This is a genomic window from Hypericibacter adhaerens (genome assembly GCF_008728835.1).
Classification (GTDB): Bacteria; Pseudomonadota; Alphaproteobacteria; order Dongiales; family Dongiaceae; genus Hypericibacter; species Hypericibacter adhaerens.
On the sequence record NZ_CP042582.1, the window covers coordinates 4136117 to 4154714 of the forward strand.

The window sequence follows — 18598 nt, forward strand, 5'->3', positions numbered from 1 at the left end:
GCCTTTGCGCCCGTTCGTCGTCGGAAATTCGGTTCCCTGGGAATGCGAGCCTAGGGCTTCCCGACTCAACCGGCAATGGCACGGCACCGGTCCGTTCTTGCTCTAGAACTCGCCCCGTCTGAGCGTATCCTCGATTCCATCGAGATCGGCCGGCGCATCGGTGGCCGCACGATCCATGCGCTGTTCGATCTTGAGCGCAGCACTGCTGCTATCGGCCTCGTTCGTGGCGGTCCCGGCCGATTTGCCGAAGCGCCAGGCAAGCCAGACGATGCCGAGGACTGCGAGGACGCCGGCGCCGGCGGCGATGAGCGTGTTCATCAGCTCTGGGCCGAAGCCGGCTGCTTGTTCGGCACGAGCCAGACCAGGAAGGTCGTGACGACGCCACCGATGGCGGACACCATCTCCGGCGTGGCCCAGGGCAGGTCGATGCCGAAGGCGGCCAGCAGCGTCACGAGCGAGCCGAGGAAAGCCACGATGGCCTTGTTGTATTGGGACATGGTCGAGCTCCGAGGTTGCGGCGGCGCTTTGCGAGGCCGCGGGTTGCAGGAACGTCAGGCGATCAGTTGTCTTCGAGATAAAGCGCCGCTTCGGCGAAGCGCCGGCGCAGCAGGCCGCGCAGCTCGCGGCCGCCGGCCCGGTCCCACAGCGGGAATTGCTTGGCCGCACCCAGCCGGTCGCCTTGATTATGCAGGGCCAGAAGCGTCGAGCCTTTGAGCCGGGCGACGCCGAGATTGAAAGCGAAGCTCAGGAGAGCATCGAACTCCGAAGGGCGGATGCCGTCGCGCAGCAGGGCCGAGAGGGCCGGCTCTCGCTCCGCCAGGTCGTGCTGGAGCTGCCGCTCGGCCTCGGCTTCGGTCACCTTGTTGCCGGGTCCGACCTCCGGCCCGGTATGGCCGTAGCCGATCGTCCAGACGCCCACCGGGTCCTGATAGGCCTCGAGCCGCAGGCTCTCGAACGACCGGATCAGGGCGAGACCGCGAGGGCCCAGGCGCATCACGGGCCGCTCCAGGGCAAGGAACCCTTGCCGGCGAGCCAGAAGGCGAGGCCGAGGACGACGAGACCCGCGATCCAGGCGAGCTTGCGCAGCACGCCGCGGCCGACATCGGCATAGACCTGGTCGAGCGCCTTCTTGGCGGCCCGGGTCGCGATGGCGTCGATCTGCGCCTCGGTGAGAGGAACGGGCTCGTTGCTCATGTCAGCTCCGTGGGCCAGAGGGCCTTGAGCGCCTCCGGCGTGGCGGCCTTCGACAGATCGGTCGCTGCCGGCAGATCGCGCAAGCGTTGCTTCTCGCCGGCAATCTCGGCCTGCCGGGCGCTGTCTCCGGTCTCGACCGCCCGGAGAAACGGAAGGTCGAGAGCTTTGAGCTTTGCATCGCGCGCGGCGCGAATCCGCCCGAGCTGGATACTCCGCGCCCTGGTCATGTCGACCGTGATCGCGTTCCCCTCCTGGGCCCAGGCGTCGCGGAAGCTTCGATCGGCGGGAATGGCGGAGTCCGGGATTGGCCAATGACCGATGGCCTTGACCGGGCTGGTCGATTGCCACTTCTCGATCTCGGCCGCGACGACTGCCGAGACATCGCCCTCGATGCCGGCAATCGTCATGATCGAAACGCCGCCATCCGCGCGGGCGATGGCGATGCGGACCGGTTCCGTCATCATTGATCTCCGAAGAACACGAGGCAGAAACTCGTATCGCCCACCCCTTCGGTCGAACCGCCGGCGGTGACGACGCGATAGGACGAGGTGGCCTTGTTGGCGCTGACGCCCCACAGATCGAAGTTCGTGCCGGCATCCTCGGGAATGCCCGCGACCGTGTAGGTCGCGGTCGAGAAGGCGGTGGCGAAATTGACGGTGGTGGTGCCTGTGGCGTTGTCGGTGACCGAGGAAACATTGTGGGAGGCCGCCAGCGATGGCGTGCCGCCCGAGAGGGTGACCGAGGCCCAGGCCTTGGCCACGCCCGGATGGAACTGCGCCCGGCCCGCGGTCACGAGCTTGGTCGTATCGCTCGCGCTCTCCATGTCGGACGCGGTTGCGATCGCGGCGCCGACCGGCGTCCCGTCCTTGCGGCAATAGACCGGCACCCGGATCGTCTCGGACCCGTCTTCCGACAAGACCAGGCAGGCATCGCCCGCCGCCGTTGTGATGTTGGCGCCCGTCGGCAGGATCAGCGACGTCGCATGATGCGTAAGCGTCAGGGCGCCATCGAAAATCAACCAGGCGGTCCGTCCGGCCTTGTCGGTCGCGAAGTCGATATCCGTGATGGTCGTGCTGCCCGTCACATGGAAACAGCCGCCCTCGCCGATCGAGATCGTCGCCGCCGAAGCGATATCGGCGCCCTTCTCCCACAGGGCGGCGAGGCCGTCCGGCGTGACCGCGCGGGTCGCGTCGGTGCCGGCGAGCGTCTCAGCCGTCGTCGCGAGCTCCACCGTGCCCTTCGCCGTCGCCGAGGCCAGCGGAACGGCGCCGTTGCTGGCCGACAGGATGCCGAGCCAGACCGTCAGGCTTTCGTTCTGCAGCGCGCCCGTATCCCAGGTGACATTGACAGTGGTGTTGGTTGCGAAGGAGGAGGAAGCGATGACGCCGTAGATCGTGCCGGTGGCACTTCCCGACGCCTTGATCCGGCGCCCCACATGCCACGCCGCGGTGACATCGGCGCCGGCGATGGTGAAGGAACTGCCCGAGGCGTAGTTGATCGAAGCCGTCCCCTCGCCGTCGCCATATTCGAACCATTCGGCCGAGTTGGCATAAGCGCGGATATCGGCCAGCGCCTGGCGCAAGGCATTGTTGAGATTTCCTGCCGGGCAGCTCTCGGCGATGTTGATCCCCGAGATCGCCGTATTGCTGCCGGCGGTCGTGCTGAAGTCCTTGACGGGCATGACGATCGGTCCCTGAAGATTGCCGCCGCTCGGGCGGTCTCGGCGCATGCCGGGAAAAGCTGCTCGGAGCCGCGCGGGAAGCACCCGCGCGACGGCTGTCGGCGCGGCTCCCCGACGGCTTCGGCGGCGAATGAGATCGCAGGTGTCGTTCGGCCCGGCGGATCAGGAATCCCGCACGGCGACGTCAGCGATGATCGGCGCTCTTGGTTCCGGCATCGCTTGCATCGACCCAGGCAAGCCGGCCATCGACATAGTCGACGACATGGTGCCGATGCAGCTGTCGCTCCGAGGGATCGAGGTCGAAACCGATATCGAGGCCGTCATGATGACGGACGAGATCGTCGGGAATCTGCTCGCGCTCGTACCAGGCGAGGACGGGATAGCGCAGGACCCGGACATTCATCGATCGCCCGAGCGGTTTCACGTCGGCTTCCTCGCCGACGACCGGGAGCCAGCGCTCGCGCTCGGGCAGCGGCAGCTTGCGCCGTTCTTCGCGGATATGGGCCACGGCTCGTTGCGTGACTCCGGGAAACGTCATCGGCCGTCACATCATGTCGCTGTCGGGCCCCATCCCTTGGCCGCGAAACCGGAAAGCCGGGCAGCCACCGGGACGGGTGGAATTGCCGCGGATGATCGCACCGCTGGGGCATAAATAGAAGCAGAGCCCGAAGGGCGACAGCGACGGGATGAGCCGGCATGGCTCATGACCCTGGCCGCCGCCCGGCGGTCCCGGATCGAGGACGGGCTGGAGCCCGTAGCCGGCTGTCGCGCTCCCGGGGTCGGCGCCGGCGAGAAGCGCGATATCGCCCGCGCCGAGGCGGGATGCGGTCGGCGCGCCGTCCGTGCCACCGGGCAGCCCCTCCTCGTAGCGTCGCCGCCCGCTATCCAGCCCTTCGACGAGGCCCTGGACCCCTTGGCCGATCGCCTGGCCGCGGGGCGCCGTGGCGACACGGACGCCGGCATCCATCAGGCCCCGCGCGATCTGCGCCCACCGTGCCGCATCGGCGTCATAGCCGGGCGGATGGCGGTCGCTCGGATAGCCGGGCAGAATGGAGGCGGATCTGCCGAGCAGTCCGGCGATCGCCTCCCACAGGCTCAATGGATAGGCCATCACCTCCCCCACAGGCTGGCCAGCGCGCCCAGCAGGCTGATGCCGGCCCCGACGCCCTGCTGGAGGGTGCTCGGGCCCAGATTCGGCGTCTTGGTGGTCTGGGTCTGCCCGCCCTGGCCGGAGAGGAATCCCAGATAGGTCGCGAGCGCATTTTGGTCGGCGGTCGAGGTTGTATTGAACCGCTGCACCGCCTCGTTCAGCAGCGCCTGGGCCTGCGATTGCCGCTGCTGGCCGATCTCATTCAGCGCATTGATGTCGACATAGTCCTGGCTCGCCAGCTGCGGCGCATAGCTCGCGGCCTGCTGCTGATAGCCGCGCTCGGTCTGGTAATTCTGATTCAGGACCGGGGCGAGGCCCTCGGCCAGCCCGCGGGCGGTCGCCTGGTTGCTGCCATAGCGGCCGGCTCTCGAGAGCTGATCGGTGATGGTCGAGCCCGCGCGCGCGGCCAGCGTCGCGTTGTAGGGGTTGCTGTCGAGGTAGTGGCCGCCCAGCACGCGGCCCAGATAATCGGCCGCCGCCGCATTGAGGGGCGAGCCGTTGACCGCGCGCGCGGTGCCCATCGCCTGAGCCTGGAGCTGCTCGGGCGTGAAATCCGCCGTCGCCGCGAAGTCGGGCACCTTGGGCGTGAGCGCGCCGCTGTGATAGAGCTGCCCCGCTTTTGCGATGACATCCTGCAGCGGTTGCTGGACCGGGGCCCAGGGCGCCGTGCTCTGCACCGTCTTGCTCGAACCGCCGTCGCCGCCGAAATCAGGCATCGTGGAAATCCTTCTCTACCAGGTGATGCGTCAGCTCGTAGCCGAACGGCTTCAGCACGCGCGACCAGCCGGGGCGGGCGACGAGGGACATGCCCCGGCAGCCTTTCGCCTTGGCCCAGGCCTCGATGACCGAGACATGCTGCTGCCAGCGCTCGCGCCGCTCGCCGATGCAGATCTGGATATGGCAGACCGTCTTGCGCGGATAGACCGCGATCTCCGTCACCACGACGGCCAGCGCGTCTTTCGCGGCTTCGTCCCAGGCGATCCAGATCTGCTTCTCGCCATGACGCGCCGAGCGGCGGATGTCGAAGGCCGCTTCCTTGCCGCGCGATGCGGCGCAAGCCTCTTCGATCCGTTCCTCGATCAGCGGCCAGACCCGATCAACGGTCTCGGGCGGGATTCCGACCAGCACCGTCAAGCGACCGGCCGCAGATAGGGAATCGGCGCAACGGCACCCACGCCGAAGCGTGAGGAACCGCTATAGCCCGGCAGCCATGCCGGATTCTGCGCCAGATAGGCGAGCAGGCCCGACGGCGGGCGGGAGCGCGGGATCGGCGGCGCGGCTGCCATCGCGGTCGATGAACCCGGAGGGCGGGCGCCGGCCGCGCGTCGAACGCCCTCCCGCGCCGCCGCGATGCGGCCGATCGCGTCGTTGAGGTTCTGCCCCGCTCCCTGCGCGACCTGTCCTTGGTTCTGGCTGGTACCGGTCATGCTGGGCGAGCCCGTCGAGCCGCCGAACACATCCGGGCCGAGGCCGATCTCCGCCGGCCTCCCCAGCAGATCGCTGATCTGCGCCGCCGCGAGCCCGAGCCCGGGCACGCCCAGCGCCATGCCGGCGAGACCGCCGATCAAGCCCGCCGGATCGAAGCCCCAACTCGCCATGCCAGCGGTCGGATCGATCGCGGTGCCGGTCTGGGTGGCGTTCTGCGCGGCCTCGAGCGCGCGGTCGTAATCCAGCTTCTCGCGCAGCCCGAACAGCGAATCCAGGAGGCCGCCGAAGCCGTCGTCGTAGCTGTCCGTCACCTGGTCGCGATAGGCGCCGGCAAGCCCGCCATAGGCGTCGGGCGACAGCCCCAGGCTGTCGGCCACCATCTTGTCGGCCGCCGTGGCCGAGCCGACGCCGGAGCGCGAGATGCTGCCGCTCGAATCCATGCCCTTGAAAGCGGCACCCGTGCCGCCCATCGGGCCGCCGGACCTGCCGGCCGCGGCCGCGCTGCCGGCCCCGCCAAACCCGTGCGCGCCACCCTCGTTGGTGTCGCCGCCATATTTGAACTCGAGCAGCCCCGTGCGCGGGTTGCGCGTGCCCGACCCGCCCAGGAGCTTCAGCATCATGGCTTCCCGGGGCGAGATATGGGCAACAAGCGTGTCGCCGCCCCTGCCCTGGCGGCCGAGGCGCGTGGCGAGATCCGATTTCATCGTCAAAAACTCCTGATTATCTAGCTATTTCAGAGCACTGCAGGCCCCCTTCTTTTGCTTCGTCAGGGCCGAATCGGGTAGAATTTAGCGCTATACGATGCAACCAGAAGGAGGCAGAGCCATGAGCAGAAGCAAGCCGTCCGGCGTGCGAGTGTCGATCAACGAATCCCTGGACGGCGACGAGAGCGGCGGCGTCTGGGTCTCGCTTGGCGACCCGCCGCTACCGGACGAAACCGCACCGCGGGCCGGCGTCATGACCTTCGTCAAAGACCCGGGGCCCCCGCCCGCCGACGAGCTCGAGCGGACGCGGCGCCTGGAAGGCTGGCTCGGAAACGCCCTCGTCAACATTCGGGGCATGGCCGAGAACGACGAGCGCATGCACATGCCCCGCATGACACCCGCAAGCGCCGACGCGCTTCGCGCGCGCAACGCCGCCCGCATCGAGGCCCTCGAACAGGCGATCGCGGGAACCCGCAAACGCCTGCGGACGATGGTCAACTGACGGTGCCCGCCGGCAGACGGCGTTCCCGCCCCGCCGGCCGCGTTCGGGGGCCCCCCTGTGCCTTTCCTTCCGGGCGGACTAGATTCATAACGGCCACGACAACCAAGGGGAGATGTCACATGGCGAAGAGCGAGAAAACAGTGCGGCTATCGGCAGCCTCGCGTCCAAGGCCCTCCGCGATCCGAAATCCCTGACCGACGCCGAGGTCAGGAAGCTCGCGGCCTCGGCCTTTACCCAGCGGCCCGACCGGAAGAAGCCGGCCGCGAAAAAGAAGGCGGCGAAGAAGAAAGCCTGAGCCTCACCACCCGTCGGACGCAGGCGGCCGGGATCGCGACGATGCCGGCCGCCTGCTCCGCCTCGGCGCCCCGCAGGCCGAGATTGATCGCGACCTTGAGCTCGCGGCGGTCCCGGGCGATCAGGAACCCCACCGTATAGCAGTCGGCGATGGAGGGCCCCCGGACCTGGTCCAGCCATTGCCATTCCGCCGCCGCCTGCGCGCTGTCCTCCCACTGGATCAGCACGATCGGCGGCAGCCGCGGCGCGGCCTTGCGCGATTTGCGTTTGCCCCCGCTCTTCTGCGCCATCGCCTCACCCGATGATGATCACGCCGAACGTCTTGTCGACGTCGGCCGTGTTGGTATGCGTGAACGTTGCGGACCCCGCCGCTCTAGCCGACACATGGAGTCCGCCCGCCGCCGTCGCCGCGTGAGCCGTCATCGGCATGAACAGGATGACGCTGGCCGGCCCGATGCGCGGATCGTTCAGCAGCGTGGTCGTCGCGCTGGCCGCCAGCGTCACCGTCGTGGTGCAGTTCAGCTTGCCGGCCTGGATGCCGCGCAGTGCGTCGTAGCAGCGCCGCAGATAGGCCCAGAGGCCGGGCTCGCCGCCCGCGCCGGCCGGTGGCGGCAGCGGCTTGAAGGTCACCGTCATCGCCGGCCGCTCGCCTGGAACTCGGGCTCGATGCCGAGAATATGTGAATAGTCGGCGCCGGCCTCGAGCAGGATCCGGGCCCGGTGGAACCGCGCGTCGTGGCGCAAGGGAACCAAGCCGTTCCCGTTCATCGTCATCGCCGGGCCGTAGGCGACGGCCTCGCCGGGCCGGTTCCGGCTGCCCAGCGCCACCGAGGCAGCGGCGTTTCCGCCATCCACCAGGGGCCGGATCCCCGTCACCAGCGAACGGCGGCCGGGCGTCAGCTGCGCCTCGCCGGTCTCGACCGTCGCGGCCAGGCTGCCGCCATTGAAGAAGCCCAGCTCATGGCCCGAGGTGAAAGCCGCCAGGAACAGGCGTCCCGAGCCGGTGAAGGCCGGGTCGTCCAGCGACAGCGAGGTCGCATCGAGATTGCCGATCAGCGTGTCGATATTGTCGAGATTCCAGCTCGACTGGACCATCGCCGAGAGCAGCAGGTCGCAGCCGAACTCCGCACGGCTCCAGCGGCCGAGCTGCCAGTGATAGATCAGCGCCTTGTCCGGATGGCTGGTGCCGCCGCCGACGCTCGGATAGCTCACCATATAGAGCTTGTTGACCGGATCGACCGCGCCCGTGACGCGATGGAGATTGTTCAGGTCGACCCCATGCTCGGGATGCTCGAAGAAGAAGCGGTCGACTTTCTCCGCCCCGATCGGCGTGAGCTGCTGGCCCGAGACCAGCAGGTGGAACCCGTCATGGGCGAGGAAGAACAGCAGGTTCTCATGCTGCGCCGAGGCCCATTCGGCGAGGCAGCCCTTGTCCTGGGCGATCTTGTCGAAGGTGAAGGTCAGGGGATAGTCGGTGCGGATGCCGAGCCGGATGCAGCGCTCCTGCAGCACGACCAGATTGTCGCCGCCGAAGAGACCCATGATCTGCCCGCCATCGGGCATGTCCTGGATGTCGGCGGCGCCGGCGGTCCAATCGAGGTTCTCGACGTCGGACCAGCTCACCCGGTTGGAATTCGATCCGTCCCGGCCGAGCACCACCACGTCGCGCACGACCGCGACGTAGCGCGACCCTGCCGGCGGCGAGCCGCTCTGCGCCGCGAAATTCGTTCCGGCGGCCATGACGATCGACTGGACGGCGTCCGACCCGTTGACCGCGAGGCAGGCATCGCCGAATTGCGCGAAGCGCCATTGGCCCTGTGTCGGCGTGTTGTAGGCCCCGCCCGAGGTCCGGCTATAGTCCGACCAGGTCGAGCCGTCGAACCCGTGGAGCTTCGTCGCGTCGCCGCAGAAGGACTTCACGGTCAGGTCGGTCGAGCGCAGCGTCGTTCCGCCCTGGATGCGGGATGTCGAGGCCGGCGCACCCGAGGCGACCAGGCTTCGGAGCGATCGATAGCTCCGCGCGGCCGGGATCACGTTCAGCGCCTCCGCGGCCCCGGCACCCTCGAAGGCCGAGCCGTCCGGAAGAAATTCCCCCACCGGGATCATGCCGCTGCTTGCCTCCCTTCACCGATCTTCCGCGACCGCGGAGACCTTCGCGAGCCGTCGGGCCGGATCCGCTTTCTCGTTCAGCCTGGACGGGAATCCATCTAGAGTGCGGTTCGCAACGGGCCTTTGGCAGCGCCCGGCAGAAACCGGCGCCAGGCCCATGATCCGCTTTCTCTGCACCCGACGCGGCCTTCTCCCGATCCGCCGTTATCTCGAGGCCGGCGGCCCCCGCCCCAAGGCCCGGATCGAGGCCTCGGTCTATGGGCGCGACCTGTTCACCCGTATCGGCAAGCCGGCGACCTGGATCTTCAGCGACCTCGAACGCGTGTTGCCGCAAGGGCTGGGCGATCTGGTCAAGGCCTGGAACCGGCTCGAGGCAAGCGGCCACCGCCTGCTCAACCATCCGACGCAGTCGCTGCGCCGCTACGAGCTGCTGCGGACGCTGCACGAGACCGGCATCAACCGGTTCAACGTCTATCGCCTCGACGAGGCCCGGCGCCCCGCCCGCTGGCCGGTCTTCATCCGCCGCGAGGACGAGCATGACGGCGCCCTCTCCCGCTTCCTGAAGAACGCCGAGGAGTATGACCGGGAGCTCGAGGCGGTCGCGCGCCTGCCGGTCGCGCGCGACCATCTGCTCGCGGTCGAGTTCTGCGACACGCGCGACGCCAAGGGCATCGTCCGGAAATACGGCGCGGCCTGCATCGGCGGCGAGATCAAGCCGTTCCATGTCTATGTCTCGCGCAAGCCCATCGTGAAGCACTCGACCGACGCCATCGTCGATGCGGAGACGGCGGCCGAGGAGCTGCGCTATTTCGACGAGAACCCGCACGAGGCCGAGCTGCGCGATGTCTTCGCGCGGGCGCGGATCGAGTACGGCCGTATCGATTACGGCTTCCGCCAGGGCCGGCTGCAGGTCTGGGAGATCAACACCAATCCCTATTGGGTCGTGGACAGCGCCCCTGACCCGCTGCGCGTGCCCTTCCTCGAGCGCCGCGCCCAATGGCTGGCCCGGGCGTTCGACCGGATCGACACGAAATAGGGCGCGCCCTGCCCACTGCACCCGCCCGCCTACTGCACCCGGTAAAAGGTGACCCACTTCCCTTCGAGCATCGAGAACCAGAAGCGCCCGTCCATGCGCTGCTGCTCGTCCCAGAACTGGACCTGGCCGCCCTCGTTCTTGACGCCGATCACATGGCCCGCCTCTTCGCCGACCCCCTTCCACAGCACCACGCCCTTGGCCCCGTCGCCGGCCGCGAGCATCTCCTGCTCGATCGCCGTGATGCTCATCGAGCCGGGCAGGCCCTTCGATTGCGCGAGCTGGCGCCAGCAGGGCAGTTCCGGCCCCTGCGGGATCAGCTCGCCGAAGCGCTGCTTCAGCAGCGGCACGATGTCGGCAAAGAGATCCCAGGGCCGGCCGCCGCTGGCGGGCGGCGTGTAATGCTCGCCCATCAGCCAGGCGAGGCTGCAGGGGAAGCAGTCCGTGCGCGTCGGCTCGTTGGCCTGGACCTGACGTTGCGCCACGCCATAGCCGTTCTGCGCCTGGGCCGCCGTGCAGGTGAGCGGCTTGGCCGGCGATTTCGCCGGGCAGCGCGCCACCATGACCGGCGATACTTTCAGGCCCCATTCGCAGAGCCGCTTGCCCTCCTCCCGGCCCTGCAGATAGGGATCGGGATTGCGCGAGACGCCGGGCGGATGCAGCACGCCATCCAGCACCTGGGGCGCCGCCAGCACCATCAGGATCGCGGCGACCTGCTTGAACTTCGCTGCGGCCGCCGCCAGCGCCAGGTTCTGGATCGAGACCGTATCGGCCATGCATTTGCGCGCGGCCTGCGAGAAGCCCAGCGCGTAATGCATCTCCGGGCTGAGGCCCGGCCTGTCCATGTTCGAATAGTCGGCCGGGCAGGCGCCATAGAGCACCGGCGCCAGCGGCCCGTTCGAGCCGGGGTCCCCGTCGTCGCCCGAGCCCGGCGGGTTGTTGCCGCCGTTGCTGCCGTAATCGTCGCCGCCCGGCGGCGGGTTGCCTCCGCCATTGCTGCCATACTCGTCGCCGCCCGGCGGCGCGTTGCTGGCGAAGACGTCGTCCGGGATCGGCCCGTCGCGGCTGAAGAGGATGCAGGCCTCGTATTCGCGGCTGCAATTGAAGCAGGGCGCCATCTGCACGCGCGGCGTGGCGCGCGGGTTCTGCGCCGCGAGCTGCTCCTCGATCTCGCGTTTCTCCTGCATCGTCACGATCAGCAGGCGGCCGTTGGGGTAGTTCTTCACCGCCGCCTCGAGCCGGCTCATGTCGTAGCTGAGGCCCGGATAGCCGCAGGATCGTCCGCCGCTGCTCGAGAAGACGTCGCCCCCGCCGCCGCTGCTGGAGAACACGTCGCCGGTGGCCGCCTGCTGGGCATGGGGCGCTGCGCTGGACAGGCCGAGCAGCAGGGCCAGCGCGGCCAGAAGAACCGCGAGCCTTCGGACCGGACGATGCCGGCCGGGTCCGATCTGTCGGGTGAACATGCCGACCGCCCTCCCCCGCCAAGGTGCGACTGCCGGAAACCCACGAAGCCGGCCGGCAGCATAGCACGCCGCGCGGAACTGCGCCCGTCCGGTTCCGGGCCTGCGGGCCTCTGTCCGGCTAGGCTCGCCCCCATTCCGCGCCGACGCCGGGGACGGCCATCCAATCCGCCGCCTCGCCGGAGGTCGGCGTCCAGGACCCCGACGAGGGGTCGAGCCGGCGCCAATTGTCGGCGATGGTCGGATCGCCGATGCCGGTTTCGGCGGCCAGGCCGGCCAGGGCTGCCGCGATCGCCTCGGCGGTGTCGCCCGCCATCCCCGCGGCACCAGGTGCCGCCAACAGAAGCGCCACGGCCGACGCCAGGGTGCCAACGGTACCGACCGCGGGCGGACCCGCCAGATCGATCCGTTGCGCGGTATCGGCAACCAGCGCGCCGAGCGCCGCGGCACCCGGCAGGCCGAGCAGGCCGATCAGCGCCGCCGGCGTGATCGCGCCCGCCTGGCCCGCCCCCGCGGATCCGCCCAGCGATTTGACGAGCGACAGAGCCGTCGCGCCGACGGCCGAAGCGCCATTGGTTGCGGCCAAGGTCTTCGCCGCCGACTTGGCGAGAGCCGCGGCCGATCCGGCGCCGGCGATGCCACCGAGGCTGATGTCGGTCCTGGGAATGCTGTGGAAGGCGCCTCGTTTGGCGACCGCCGGCCAGTAGAGACGTGGTTCTTCCGCGCTCGATAATGTTCCATTGATCGCAAGGTCTCTACCGCCCACAACCCCAACTTCTGGACTGTACAGACCCATCAAAGGCCAGTACCCAACTAGCGCATCCGGTCGGACCAACAAGGGCGATAAAGCAGACGCCAAGGCAGCAACATCACTCGTGGAGAGCGCAGTATTCCACAAAGCTAGATGGGCTAGACGCGACCCAACATCCAACGCGAGGCCGCTGCCCGCAGAATTGTCCTGCTTCCCGGCACTCGTTCTATTCAAGCCAGAAGGACTCAAGTTGGTCGCGTTTGTTCCGGTGTTACCGCCGTTAAGATATATGGTGCGATTGGAAGAAGACGACGTGACAAAGCATGCGTGATTCCATGCGCCAGTCGTGACTCCGGTACTGCTGTTCGCTTGAGCCGAGGAAGACGAGCCCGAAGTCCGGCCGAACAACGTGCCTGCAATATTTTGCCCAATCGCAAACTGATTTCGGCTATCGCCACTCGCAGAGTTATATAGGCCCCACAGAAACTGAGTGGTTCCCGTCGCATTCGCGAAATACCAACATGCCATTGTCAGAGGTGCAGCCGTAACTAATGGTGCGCTGCCATTCCTTAGAAAATTCGTGTTACTCCAGCCAGCGCGAGACATCAGGTCTCTCGTAGCTCGATGGCAAGTAACTCGGCATCACCCGTGGCCGTGTCATTTGTCGTATCGCGCTCAATGCGCATCCGAAATGTGTCGCCAGCTACGATAGAGTCCAAGTTGGTTCCCTTTGGGACAGCGACACTAAGAGTCAATGGCTGACCTAGGGTAGCCGGCACTGTTGAAGCTGTAATGGCTTGGACAGGCGCGTAACTGTCGGAGTCTATGTCGGTCGCACTGTCCATGCGTTCGAACAGAATGCTCCAGCCCAGCGTTCCCGTGGTCGCCGTAGTTAAACTTGCAACGACGAATACGGTCACACCGGTTGTGTTAGCGTAGTTCTGCGGCATGATCCCCGTGAAGACTGCAGCCTCGGTGGTCGTGGCGTCAAATTGCAAAAGGGGGTGACCGTTGCGGAGTGATAGCGTTGCGTAGTTAGATGCTGGCGGCTCGTTCTGGTATGGGGTAAAGACGCAAAGGGTGTCGCCAGAACTCATCAGATTTGCTCGCCTACAGCCAATTGCAGCAACCGGGGGACAACGCTGTGGAGGCCGTGACTTTCCTGCTCACCGCCTACAATCAGCCAGAGTTTATCGCAGCAGCAGTCTCGAGTGCGCTTGCTCAAACCTACCCGAAGCTAACCATCATCATTTCAGATGATTGCTCTACGGACGACACGTTCGAGCGGATAGAGCAGACCGTTGCCGGATACTCCGGACCGCACCACGTCATTGTCAGGCGCAACACGAAGAACATTGCCATCGGTCACGTTCGTGACTTATTGCCCTTGGTTCAGACCGAGTTCGTCGTGCTGGGTCATGGTGACGATCTTTTCATGCCAGATCGTGTCGAGAAGCAAATTGCGCGCATGATAGAAGGTGATCTTGCGGCCGTGGCTTGCAATGCAATTGAGATCGACGGCGCTGGATATGAGAAGGGCCCCAAGTTCCGCGCTAACGACAAACCTTCACTCGAAGAGGTCTTTAGAGTTGGCCGTAATCCGGCTCAGCTCGGCGCGATCTTGGCGTGGCGCATGGAACTATTCCGGGAGTTTCCTGAACCGGATCCTCCCACCCGCCGTATCGATCAGATTGTGTCATTCCGTGCCCTGTTGAAACGTGGCTTGGAGATGATGCCGGAGCCTCTGGTCAAATGGCGGAACCATGGCAAAAACAGAAGTCCCTCGGTTCAGCTTCAAAATGCAGCAGACACCGCGACGGAGATGCGCAGCCGTGAGCGCAAAGCCTGGGCGAGGATCGGCCACGCGCACTTCATGCTTAACGATCTCAATTGGTGGCTCTCAAAGAACCCGAACGATCCGCGCGCTGTCGAACTGGAGAAAGGCAGGCAGATTCTCATTCGGCGTCTGCTTAAGGAATCAAGAGACTGGGCCGCACTTCGTTACCAGATGGCTCGCGAAGAGCTTGCCGAGCACTAGCCGTCCCTACCCCACCACCCCACTCGCATAAACCGCCACCCCGAACCCGATCAGCGCCAGCACCAGCAGGAACCAGGCCGCGCCGCTCGATCGCTCCAGCGCCGCCTCGCCGGGATTGGCGGGGTCGTAATGCACCTCGACCTCCTTGCCTTCGGGATAGCGCGCCGCGATCTTCGCGGCTCCCGCCTGCGAGCGGCCGATCTGCACCTTGGGCAGCCGGATCTGCCGGCTGCGATATTCGCGGCCGTTCACCAGATAGGCATACTCCACCACCGGCGCGTAGCGCGTCACGGTCCTGCGGTCGATCCGCTCCTGGTAGCTCTCGGTCCCGCTCTGCACCACGCGCCCGCTCACGCTGGGCCAGGCATTGCCCTGTTTGGCGCTCTTGCGCGCGCCGAAGAACAGCAGCAGCAGGAACAGCCCTGCGCCGCCCGCGATCAGGAAGATGTGGCTCCGGTCCTCGCCCATCCGCCCTTCGAGCGTGGTCAGGACCGGCCCGCCGAAGCGCCAGACGCCATAGGCCACGACCGCCAGCCCGGCCAGCAGCCCGAGGCAGCCCTTGGAGACGCCCTTCGGCAGCTCGCGTTCCAGCACGCAATTCCCCGGATCGGCCGGATCGTAATAGACCATCACCGTGCCGCCCACCGGATAGCGCGCCAGCATCGCCTCGGTGTTGGCGCCGCCGCTGTCCTCGCCGATGCCGATGCGCGTGCCGGTGTACTTGAGCCCGTTGGCCGTGAACTCGTATTCGATCGCCGGCTCGTTCACGACCTCGCTCGGCCGGTCGCCATGCGATTTGTGCCGCGCCGCCACCTCCGATTTCGTGATCCGCCCCGGCGCCTGCGGCCAGGCCGCGGCGCGGCGCACCTGCAAAAGCTTGTGCGCCACGATCGCCACCAGCAGCACCACGATCGGCCCCGCGACGATCCAGGCCGGCCCGATCCCGGAGAGCCAGCCTTCCGTCCAGGAATCCGGCAGTATCGACAGGATCGGCAAGGCAAAGAACGCCACCGCCACCAGCACGATCGCCCAGACCGGCGGCTCGGAGCCGATGCGCTTGCGCCCGCCGGGCGATTTCGCGTCCGGCAGCAGGCGGCATTCCCGCCGCCAGGCCGGATCGCCGCTCGCATATTTGCCGAGCACGGACTTCACCCGCGCCGTCTCGATCGGCTCCTCCGTGTGGAAGCGCCCGGTCTTGTCGCCATGACCGAGACTGAAGCGCCCGTCGCCCTCGTGCAGCGCCTCGAGATATTCGTCCTCGCCCGCCTCGAGCTCGACGATATCGTCATCCTGGCCCCGGCGCGCCGCCTCGACCGCCTGCTCGATATCCGCCGTCGTCGGATTGTCCTTGGTCTTGTCGCCGATGGTCAGCTTCATCGCCGCTGCGGCTCCCCGGGCCCGAGGGCCGGCCAGGATGTCATTCCTGGGAACCGGGTCCCCGCCGCAGTCTGGCAGAACCGCCGGCCGCCGCAACAGCCCCGCCGGGCCCGTTCAGCCGATCCGGATGATCGCGTTCGACGCATCCGCGGTCGGGAACACCAGCGTCAGGGTCCCCGCCGTCACCGTCTGCGTCCCGCCGAAATCATGCGTGGAGATCGCCTTGTTCGAGGCCGAGCTGTTGTAGATCATGCAGGCCGAGGTCGAGATCGTCGCCGAGGACCAGGAGACGTCCGACCAGTCGGCGAAGGCCGTCGTGCCGGAGGTCGTCACGGCCCCGCCCGAGAGCGTGGCGCCACCCGCGGTGTAGCCCGTGCCCGACACCTCGTCGCTGTTGCCCGTGATGTTCGAATAGGCGGTGGAGGCGGCCCCATAGCTGCCGGTCGGGCTCGCCTTGATGAGTGCCACCTTGATCGTGTCCGACGCCAGGTTGTGCGTCTTGGTCAGGATCTCGGACTTGAAGCTGGTGCAGAGCGCCGTCGTCGTCGCCATCTATCGGTTCCTCACGAATTGCGCGATCTCGCCATGGCCTTCGCGTTCGAGCGCCATTGCCAGGAACGCCCGGTCCTCCTCGATCGCCATGCGGATGTAATTGGCGAAGAGCCGCGTCAGCGCCGCCTTGAAAGCCCGCGCCTGGTCGCGGATCGCCGGCGGCGCGCTGTCGGCCACCTGGATCGTCTTCTCCGCCGCGATTTCCGCCCATTGCCCGGGCCGGCGTTGGCCTTCCGTCGCAACGGCGCCGATCGTGCCAGCCAAGATGGAGCTCACGACGCTCGCGACCATGTCCTGCCTCGTATCTCTGCTTTCTTCCCCTCTCTCCTTGCGGAGGAGGCTGGGGTAGGGGGTGGCAGCCATCCCCCCCTGAACGGCCGGCCTCGCCCGCTCACACCACCACCCGCGGCCGCACCCGCAGCGTCGCCCCGCTATAGGAGGCCCGCCGGTCGAACACCTTGAGCTTGTCGAGCGCCGCCGCGAGCCGCGCCTCGTATTCCTGCCAGCGCGCGCTGTCGCCCGTCGCCTGCGCGGCCTCGGCCAGCACCGCGAAGAGATAGACGTCCGGCGCGTTGACCAGGAGCCGGTTGCTCGGGGCCGCGTCCGACAGCGCCTCGAACCGCTTCCAATAATCGATCTCGACCGTGTAGCTCCGGTCCGGCGGCGGCGCGAACTGCAGCGCGCTGCCGAGGATCGCATAGACCTGGGGCCGCGCCGGCGCTGTTTGCGGATAGGAGCGGTCGATGATCTCCGGGCTCACGCATTCCAATGACCGGACAGGGTCGGTGTCGAGCTGGATGTTCCGGAGCTCGAGGAAATCGGTCGGCAGGTCCAGATAGGCGCTGCTCAGCACCGCGGTCGCGCGTTGCTCCTGGGCCCTGAGCCGCAGCTCCCGCTGGAACCGCGCCTCGGCCAGGTCGATATAATCGTCGAGCTCCGCCTCGAGATCGGCGTCGCCCGACCGCCCCAGCCGACGCGCGACCGCTTCCTTGAGCTCGATATGGCTCGCGAGGCCCATCCTTACTGGTCCATCTCGGTCACATGCAGGTCGCCGCCCGCGCTGACCTGGATCGCGCTGACCTTCTGCCCCGGCGTCACGGTGAAATATTCGGGCCAGTTCGCCGCCATATACATGTCGGCGACCGTCGCCGTCGGGCTGTTGCCGATCTTCACGTAGGCCGCCGCGGTCACGATCACGCGCACGGTCTTGGTATAGGCGCCGATGCCGTTCGCGATCGTGCCGGCGGTGCCGGTGAAGGCGGCCTTCTGATGCGCGCCTTGCCGATAGGTGGTCTGGAGCGAAGGATTGCCGGCCATGGGGAGGCCCTCGCTCAGGCGTATTTCGGCGCGAGCGTGACGGTCGCCACCCCGGTCGCCGAGGTCAGCGTGCCGGTGAAGTCGATCGCCAGGCTGTCGCCGTCGGCGAGATCGAGATCGGTCGAGCTGGTCGAGAGGGCCAGGTCCTGGACCGTGTCGGCCGTGCCCTTGAGATTGATCGAGCCCGCATGCAGCGCCGTGCCCGACCCGATCGCCGTGCCCGAAGGCACCTTGCGGACCGCGGCCGTGACGGCCGAGCCGTCGGTCCCCGCCACGGTCACCGTCGCGCTCACCGCCTTGACCCGATAGGGCCGCGTCGCCGTGAAGAACCGCTTGTCGACCGAGCTCGCGATCCATTCGGTGGATTCGTTGATGAACCCCACCGTCGGATCGTCCCCACCCAGGGTCATCGAGCCGTCGTCGCGCTGCAGAATGTTGATGGGCATCGCCTCGTCCTTTCGTCTGAGAAAGCCCCTCCCCCTACCCCTTCCCGTGAAGGGAGGGGGCGAGGCGTTTCAAGTTTCCGGCCTTCTTGCCGGAGGGGCGAGATGTTCGCTGTTCCAGCCCCCTCCCCTCCTGTCCTCCGAAGCCCATCGGGCGAAGGAGGATGCGGGAGGGGGTAGGGGGAGGGGCACTCGCTCGTTGTCTGGGATTGATCGCTAGATCTTCCCCGGCGCGGTGCGCAGATGACGCCACTCCGGATCGTTGAGCAGGCGGCGCACCGCCGGCCAATGATCCTTCCTGAACACGTCCACGCCGTAGCGTGTGAGCCAGATCATCGCCACCGCATTCGGGATCGAGGCCACCTTGCGCCCCAATCCGTCGAGCGTCCGGTCCGGCCCGTTGAACCGCGCCTTGTTCTCTTCGATGTTGGCGGTGACGTCGGCCTCATACCGGATCGCATATCGCCCCGGCTCCGACGCATCCGCCACCAGATGCTCGACCAGCCCGTCGGCCGTCTGGAGATAGAGCATGCGGGACATTGGCAACTTTCGTCCCCTCCCCCGTC

27 protein-coding genes and 1 pseudogene are annotated in these 18598 nt (G+C 67.3%); 3 read left to right on the plus strand and 25 right to left on the minus strand.

Translation table 11 applies throughout. The features are described from left to right. Nucleotides 1–102: 102 nt before the first annotated feature. The 11 genes from FRZ61_RS18440 to FRZ61_RS18490 form a co-directional block, all read right to left on the minus strand. Nucleotides 103–318, minus strand: a complete 216-nt coding sequence (locus tag FRZ61_RS18440) for a hypothetical protein (RefSeq protein ID WP_151119103.1) — start codon at nt 316–318, stop codon at nt 103–105. Then, the gene (locus FRZ61_RS18445) at nt 318–497 is read right to left on the minus strand and encodes a hypothetical protein (RefSeq protein ID WP_151119104.1); all 180 of its coding nucleotides are present in this window, start codon (nt 495–497) and stop codon (nt 318–320) included. Before FRZ61_RS18445 ends, FRZ61_RS18440 begins: the two co-directional genes overlap by 1 nt. Nucleotides 498–559: 62 nt before the next feature. Continuing rightward, a complete protein-coding gene (locus FRZ61_RS18450) occupies nt 560–994 on the minus strand; it encodes a lysozyme (protein ID WP_151119105.1) in 435 nt (144 codons plus the stop codon). Then, nucleotides 994–1194, minus strand: a complete 201-nt coding sequence (locus FRZ61_RS18455; protein WP_151119106.1) for a hypothetical protein — start codon at nt 1192–1194, stop codon at nt 994–996. The genes FRZ61_RS18450 and FRZ61_RS18455 overlap by 1 nt, the downstream gene beginning before the upstream one ends. Then, a complete protein-coding gene (locus FRZ61_RS26675; RefSeq protein WP_225308890.1) occupies nt 1191–1655 on the minus strand; it encodes a hypothetical protein in 465 nt (154 codons plus the stop codon). The genes FRZ61_RS18455 and FRZ61_RS26675 overlap by 4 nt, the downstream gene beginning before the upstream one ends. After that, nucleotides 1655–2923 carry a hypothetical protein gene (locus FRZ61_RS18465; RefSeq protein ID WP_151119107.1) on the minus strand — a complete coding sequence of 423 codons (1269 nt, stop codon included), beginning with the start codon at nt 2921–2923 and terminating at the stop codon, nt 1655–1657. Before FRZ61_RS18465 ends, FRZ61_RS26675 begins: the two co-directional genes overlap by 1 nt. A gap of 136 nt (nt 2924–3059) precedes the next feature. Continuing rightward, the gene (locus tag FRZ61_RS18470) at nt 3060–3413 is read right to left on the minus strand and encodes a hypothetical protein (protein ID WP_151119108.1); all 354 of its coding nucleotides are present in this window, start codon (nt 3411–3413) and stop codon (nt 3060–3062) included. 6 nt (nt 3414–3419) lie between these two features. After that, a complete protein-coding gene (locus FRZ61_RS18475; protein ID WP_151119109.1) occupies nt 3420–3986 on the minus strand; it encodes a hypothetical protein in 567 nt (188 codons plus the stop codon). Beyond that, entirely contained in the window at nt 3986–4741 is a 756-nt protein-coding gene (locus FRZ61_RS18480; protein WP_151119110.1) for a hypothetical protein, read from the minus strand. Before FRZ61_RS18480 ends, FRZ61_RS18475 begins: the two co-directional genes overlap by 1 nt. Then, complete coding sequence (locus FRZ61_RS18485) at nt 4734–5159, minus strand: hypothetical protein (RefSeq protein ID WP_151119111.1); 426 nt, start codon at nt 5157–5159, stop codon at nt 4734–4736. The genes FRZ61_RS18480 and FRZ61_RS18485 overlap by 8 nt, the downstream gene beginning before the upstream one ends. Further along, nucleotides 5156–6157 (minus strand): hypothetical protein, encoded by a 1002-nt coding sequence (locus FRZ61_RS18490; protein ID WP_151119112.1) that lies wholly within the window; start codon nt 6155–6157, stop codon nt 5156–5158. Before FRZ61_RS18490 ends, FRZ61_RS18485 begins: the two co-directional genes overlap by 4 nt. A 121-nt stretch (nt 6158–6278) precedes the next feature. Here FRZ61_RS18490 and FRZ61_RS18495 point away from each other — a divergent pair, with 121 nt between their 5' ends. Further along, on the plus strand, nt 6279–6659 hold the full coding sequence (locus FRZ61_RS18495; protein WP_151119113.1) for a hypothetical protein: 381 nt from the start codon (nt 6279–6281) through the stop codon (nt 6657–6659). 230 nt (nt 6660–6889) lie between these two features. Here the strand turns inward: FRZ61_RS18495 and FRZ61_RS18500 are convergent, their stop codons facing one another. From FRZ61_RS18500 to FRZ61_RS18510, 3 genes are read right to left on the minus strand one after another with little or no spacing between them, the layout of a single operon-like run. Continuing rightward, nucleotides 6890–7243, minus strand: a complete 354-nt coding sequence (locus tag FRZ61_RS18500; protein ID WP_151119114.1) for a hypothetical protein — start codon at nt 7241–7243, stop codon at nt 6890–6892. 4 nt (nt 7244–7247) lie between these two features. Then, nucleotides 7248–7589, minus strand: coding sequence for a hypothetical protein (locus FRZ61_RS18505; protein ID WP_151119115.1), 342 nt, complete (start codon nt 7587–7589; stop codon nt 7248–7250). Beyond that, nucleotides 7586–9058 (minus strand): hypothetical protein, encoded by a 1473-nt coding sequence (locus FRZ61_RS18510; protein ID WP_151119116.1) that lies wholly within the window; start codon nt 9056–9058, stop codon nt 7586–7588. The genes FRZ61_RS18505 and FRZ61_RS18510 overlap by 4 nt, the downstream gene beginning before the upstream one ends. A gap of 160 nt (nt 9059–9218) precedes the next feature. On the opposite strand from FRZ61_RS18510, the gene FRZ61_RS18515 reads away from it, so the two are divergent. Next, nucleotides 9219–10097, plus strand: coding sequence for a hypothetical protein (locus FRZ61_RS18515; RefSeq protein WP_151119117.1), 879 nt, complete (start codon nt 9219–9221; stop codon nt 10095–10097). Between the two features lie 29 nt (nt 10098–10126). Here FRZ61_RS18515 and FRZ61_RS18520 read toward each other — a convergent pair whose 3' ends face one another. From FRZ61_RS18520 to FRZ61_RS18530, 4 genes and pseudogenes are all read right to left on the minus strand, one after another. Further along, nucleotides 10127–11557: a hypothetical protein gene (locus FRZ61_RS18520; protein WP_151119118.1), complete on the minus strand. Its 1431-nt coding sequence runs from the start codon at nt 11555–11557 to the stop codon at nt 10127–10129. A 118-nt stretch (nt 11558–11675) separates the two neighbouring features. Beyond that, nucleotides 11676–12353, minus strand: coding sequence for a hypothetical protein (locus FRZ61_RS26680; RefSeq protein ID WP_225309300.1), 678 nt, complete (start codon nt 12351–12353; stop codon nt 11676–11678). Between the two features lie 123 nt (nt 12354–12476). Next, a pseudogene (locus tag FRZ61_RS26965) lies at nt 12477–12911 on the minus strand (LamG-like jellyroll fold domain-containing protein); the annotation flags it as partial. Continuing rightward, on the minus strand, nt 12911–13402 hold the full coding sequence (locus tag FRZ61_RS18530; RefSeq protein ID WP_151119120.1) for a hypothetical protein: 492 nt from the start codon (nt 13400–13402) through the stop codon (nt 12911–12913). The gene FRZ61_RS18530 and the pseudogene FRZ61_RS26965, both read right to left, overlap by 1 nt. 5 nt (nt 13403–13407) lie before the next feature. On the opposite strand from FRZ61_RS18530, the gene FRZ61_RS18535 reads away from it, so the two are divergent. After that, the gene (locus tag FRZ61_RS18535; RefSeq protein WP_151119121.1) at nt 13408–14343 is read left to right on the plus strand and encodes a glycosyltransferase; all 936 of its coding nucleotides are present in this window, start codon (nt 13408–13410) and stop codon (nt 14341–14343) included. A gap of 6 nt (nt 14344–14349) precedes the next feature. Here FRZ61_RS18535 and FRZ61_RS18540 read toward each other — a convergent pair whose 3' ends face one another. The 7 genes from FRZ61_RS18540 to FRZ61_RS18570 form a co-directional block, all read right to left on the minus strand. Then, complete coding sequence (locus FRZ61_RS18540; protein WP_151119122.1) at nt 14350–15720, minus strand: DUF3592 domain-containing protein; 1371 nt, start codon at nt 15718–15720, stop codon at nt 14350–14352. A gap of 114 nt (nt 15721–15834) precedes the next feature. Then, nucleotides 15835–16272 (minus strand): hypothetical protein, encoded by a 438-nt coding sequence (locus tag FRZ61_RS18545; RefSeq protein WP_151119123.1) that lies wholly within the window; start codon nt 16270–16272, stop codon nt 15835–15837. Then, nucleotides 16273–16563 (minus strand): hypothetical protein, encoded by a 291-nt coding sequence (locus FRZ61_RS18550; protein WP_151119124.1) that lies wholly within the window; start codon nt 16561–16563, stop codon nt 16273–16275. A 100-nt stretch (nt 16564–16663) separates the two neighbouring features. Beyond that, on the minus strand, nt 16664–17290 hold the full coding sequence (locus FRZ61_RS18555; protein WP_151119125.1) for a phage adaptor protein: 627 nt from the start codon (nt 17288–17290) through the stop codon (nt 16664–16666). Between the two features lie 2 nt (nt 17291–17292). Further along, nucleotides 17293–17589 (minus strand): hypothetical protein, encoded by a 297-nt coding sequence (locus FRZ61_RS18560; protein WP_151119126.1) that lies wholly within the window; start codon nt 17587–17589, stop codon nt 17293–17295. 14 nt (nt 17590–17603) lie between these two features. After that, nucleotides 17604–18035: a hypothetical protein gene (locus FRZ61_RS18565; RefSeq protein WP_151119127.1), complete on the minus strand. Its 432-nt coding sequence runs from the start codon at nt 18033–18035 to the stop codon at nt 17604–17606. A gap of 213 nt (nt 18036–18248) precedes the next feature. Then, entirely contained in the window at nt 18249–18572 is a 324-nt protein-coding gene (locus FRZ61_RS18570) for a hypothetical protein (RefSeq protein ID WP_151119128.1), read from the minus strand. Nucleotides 18573–18598: the final 26 nt, after the last annotated feature.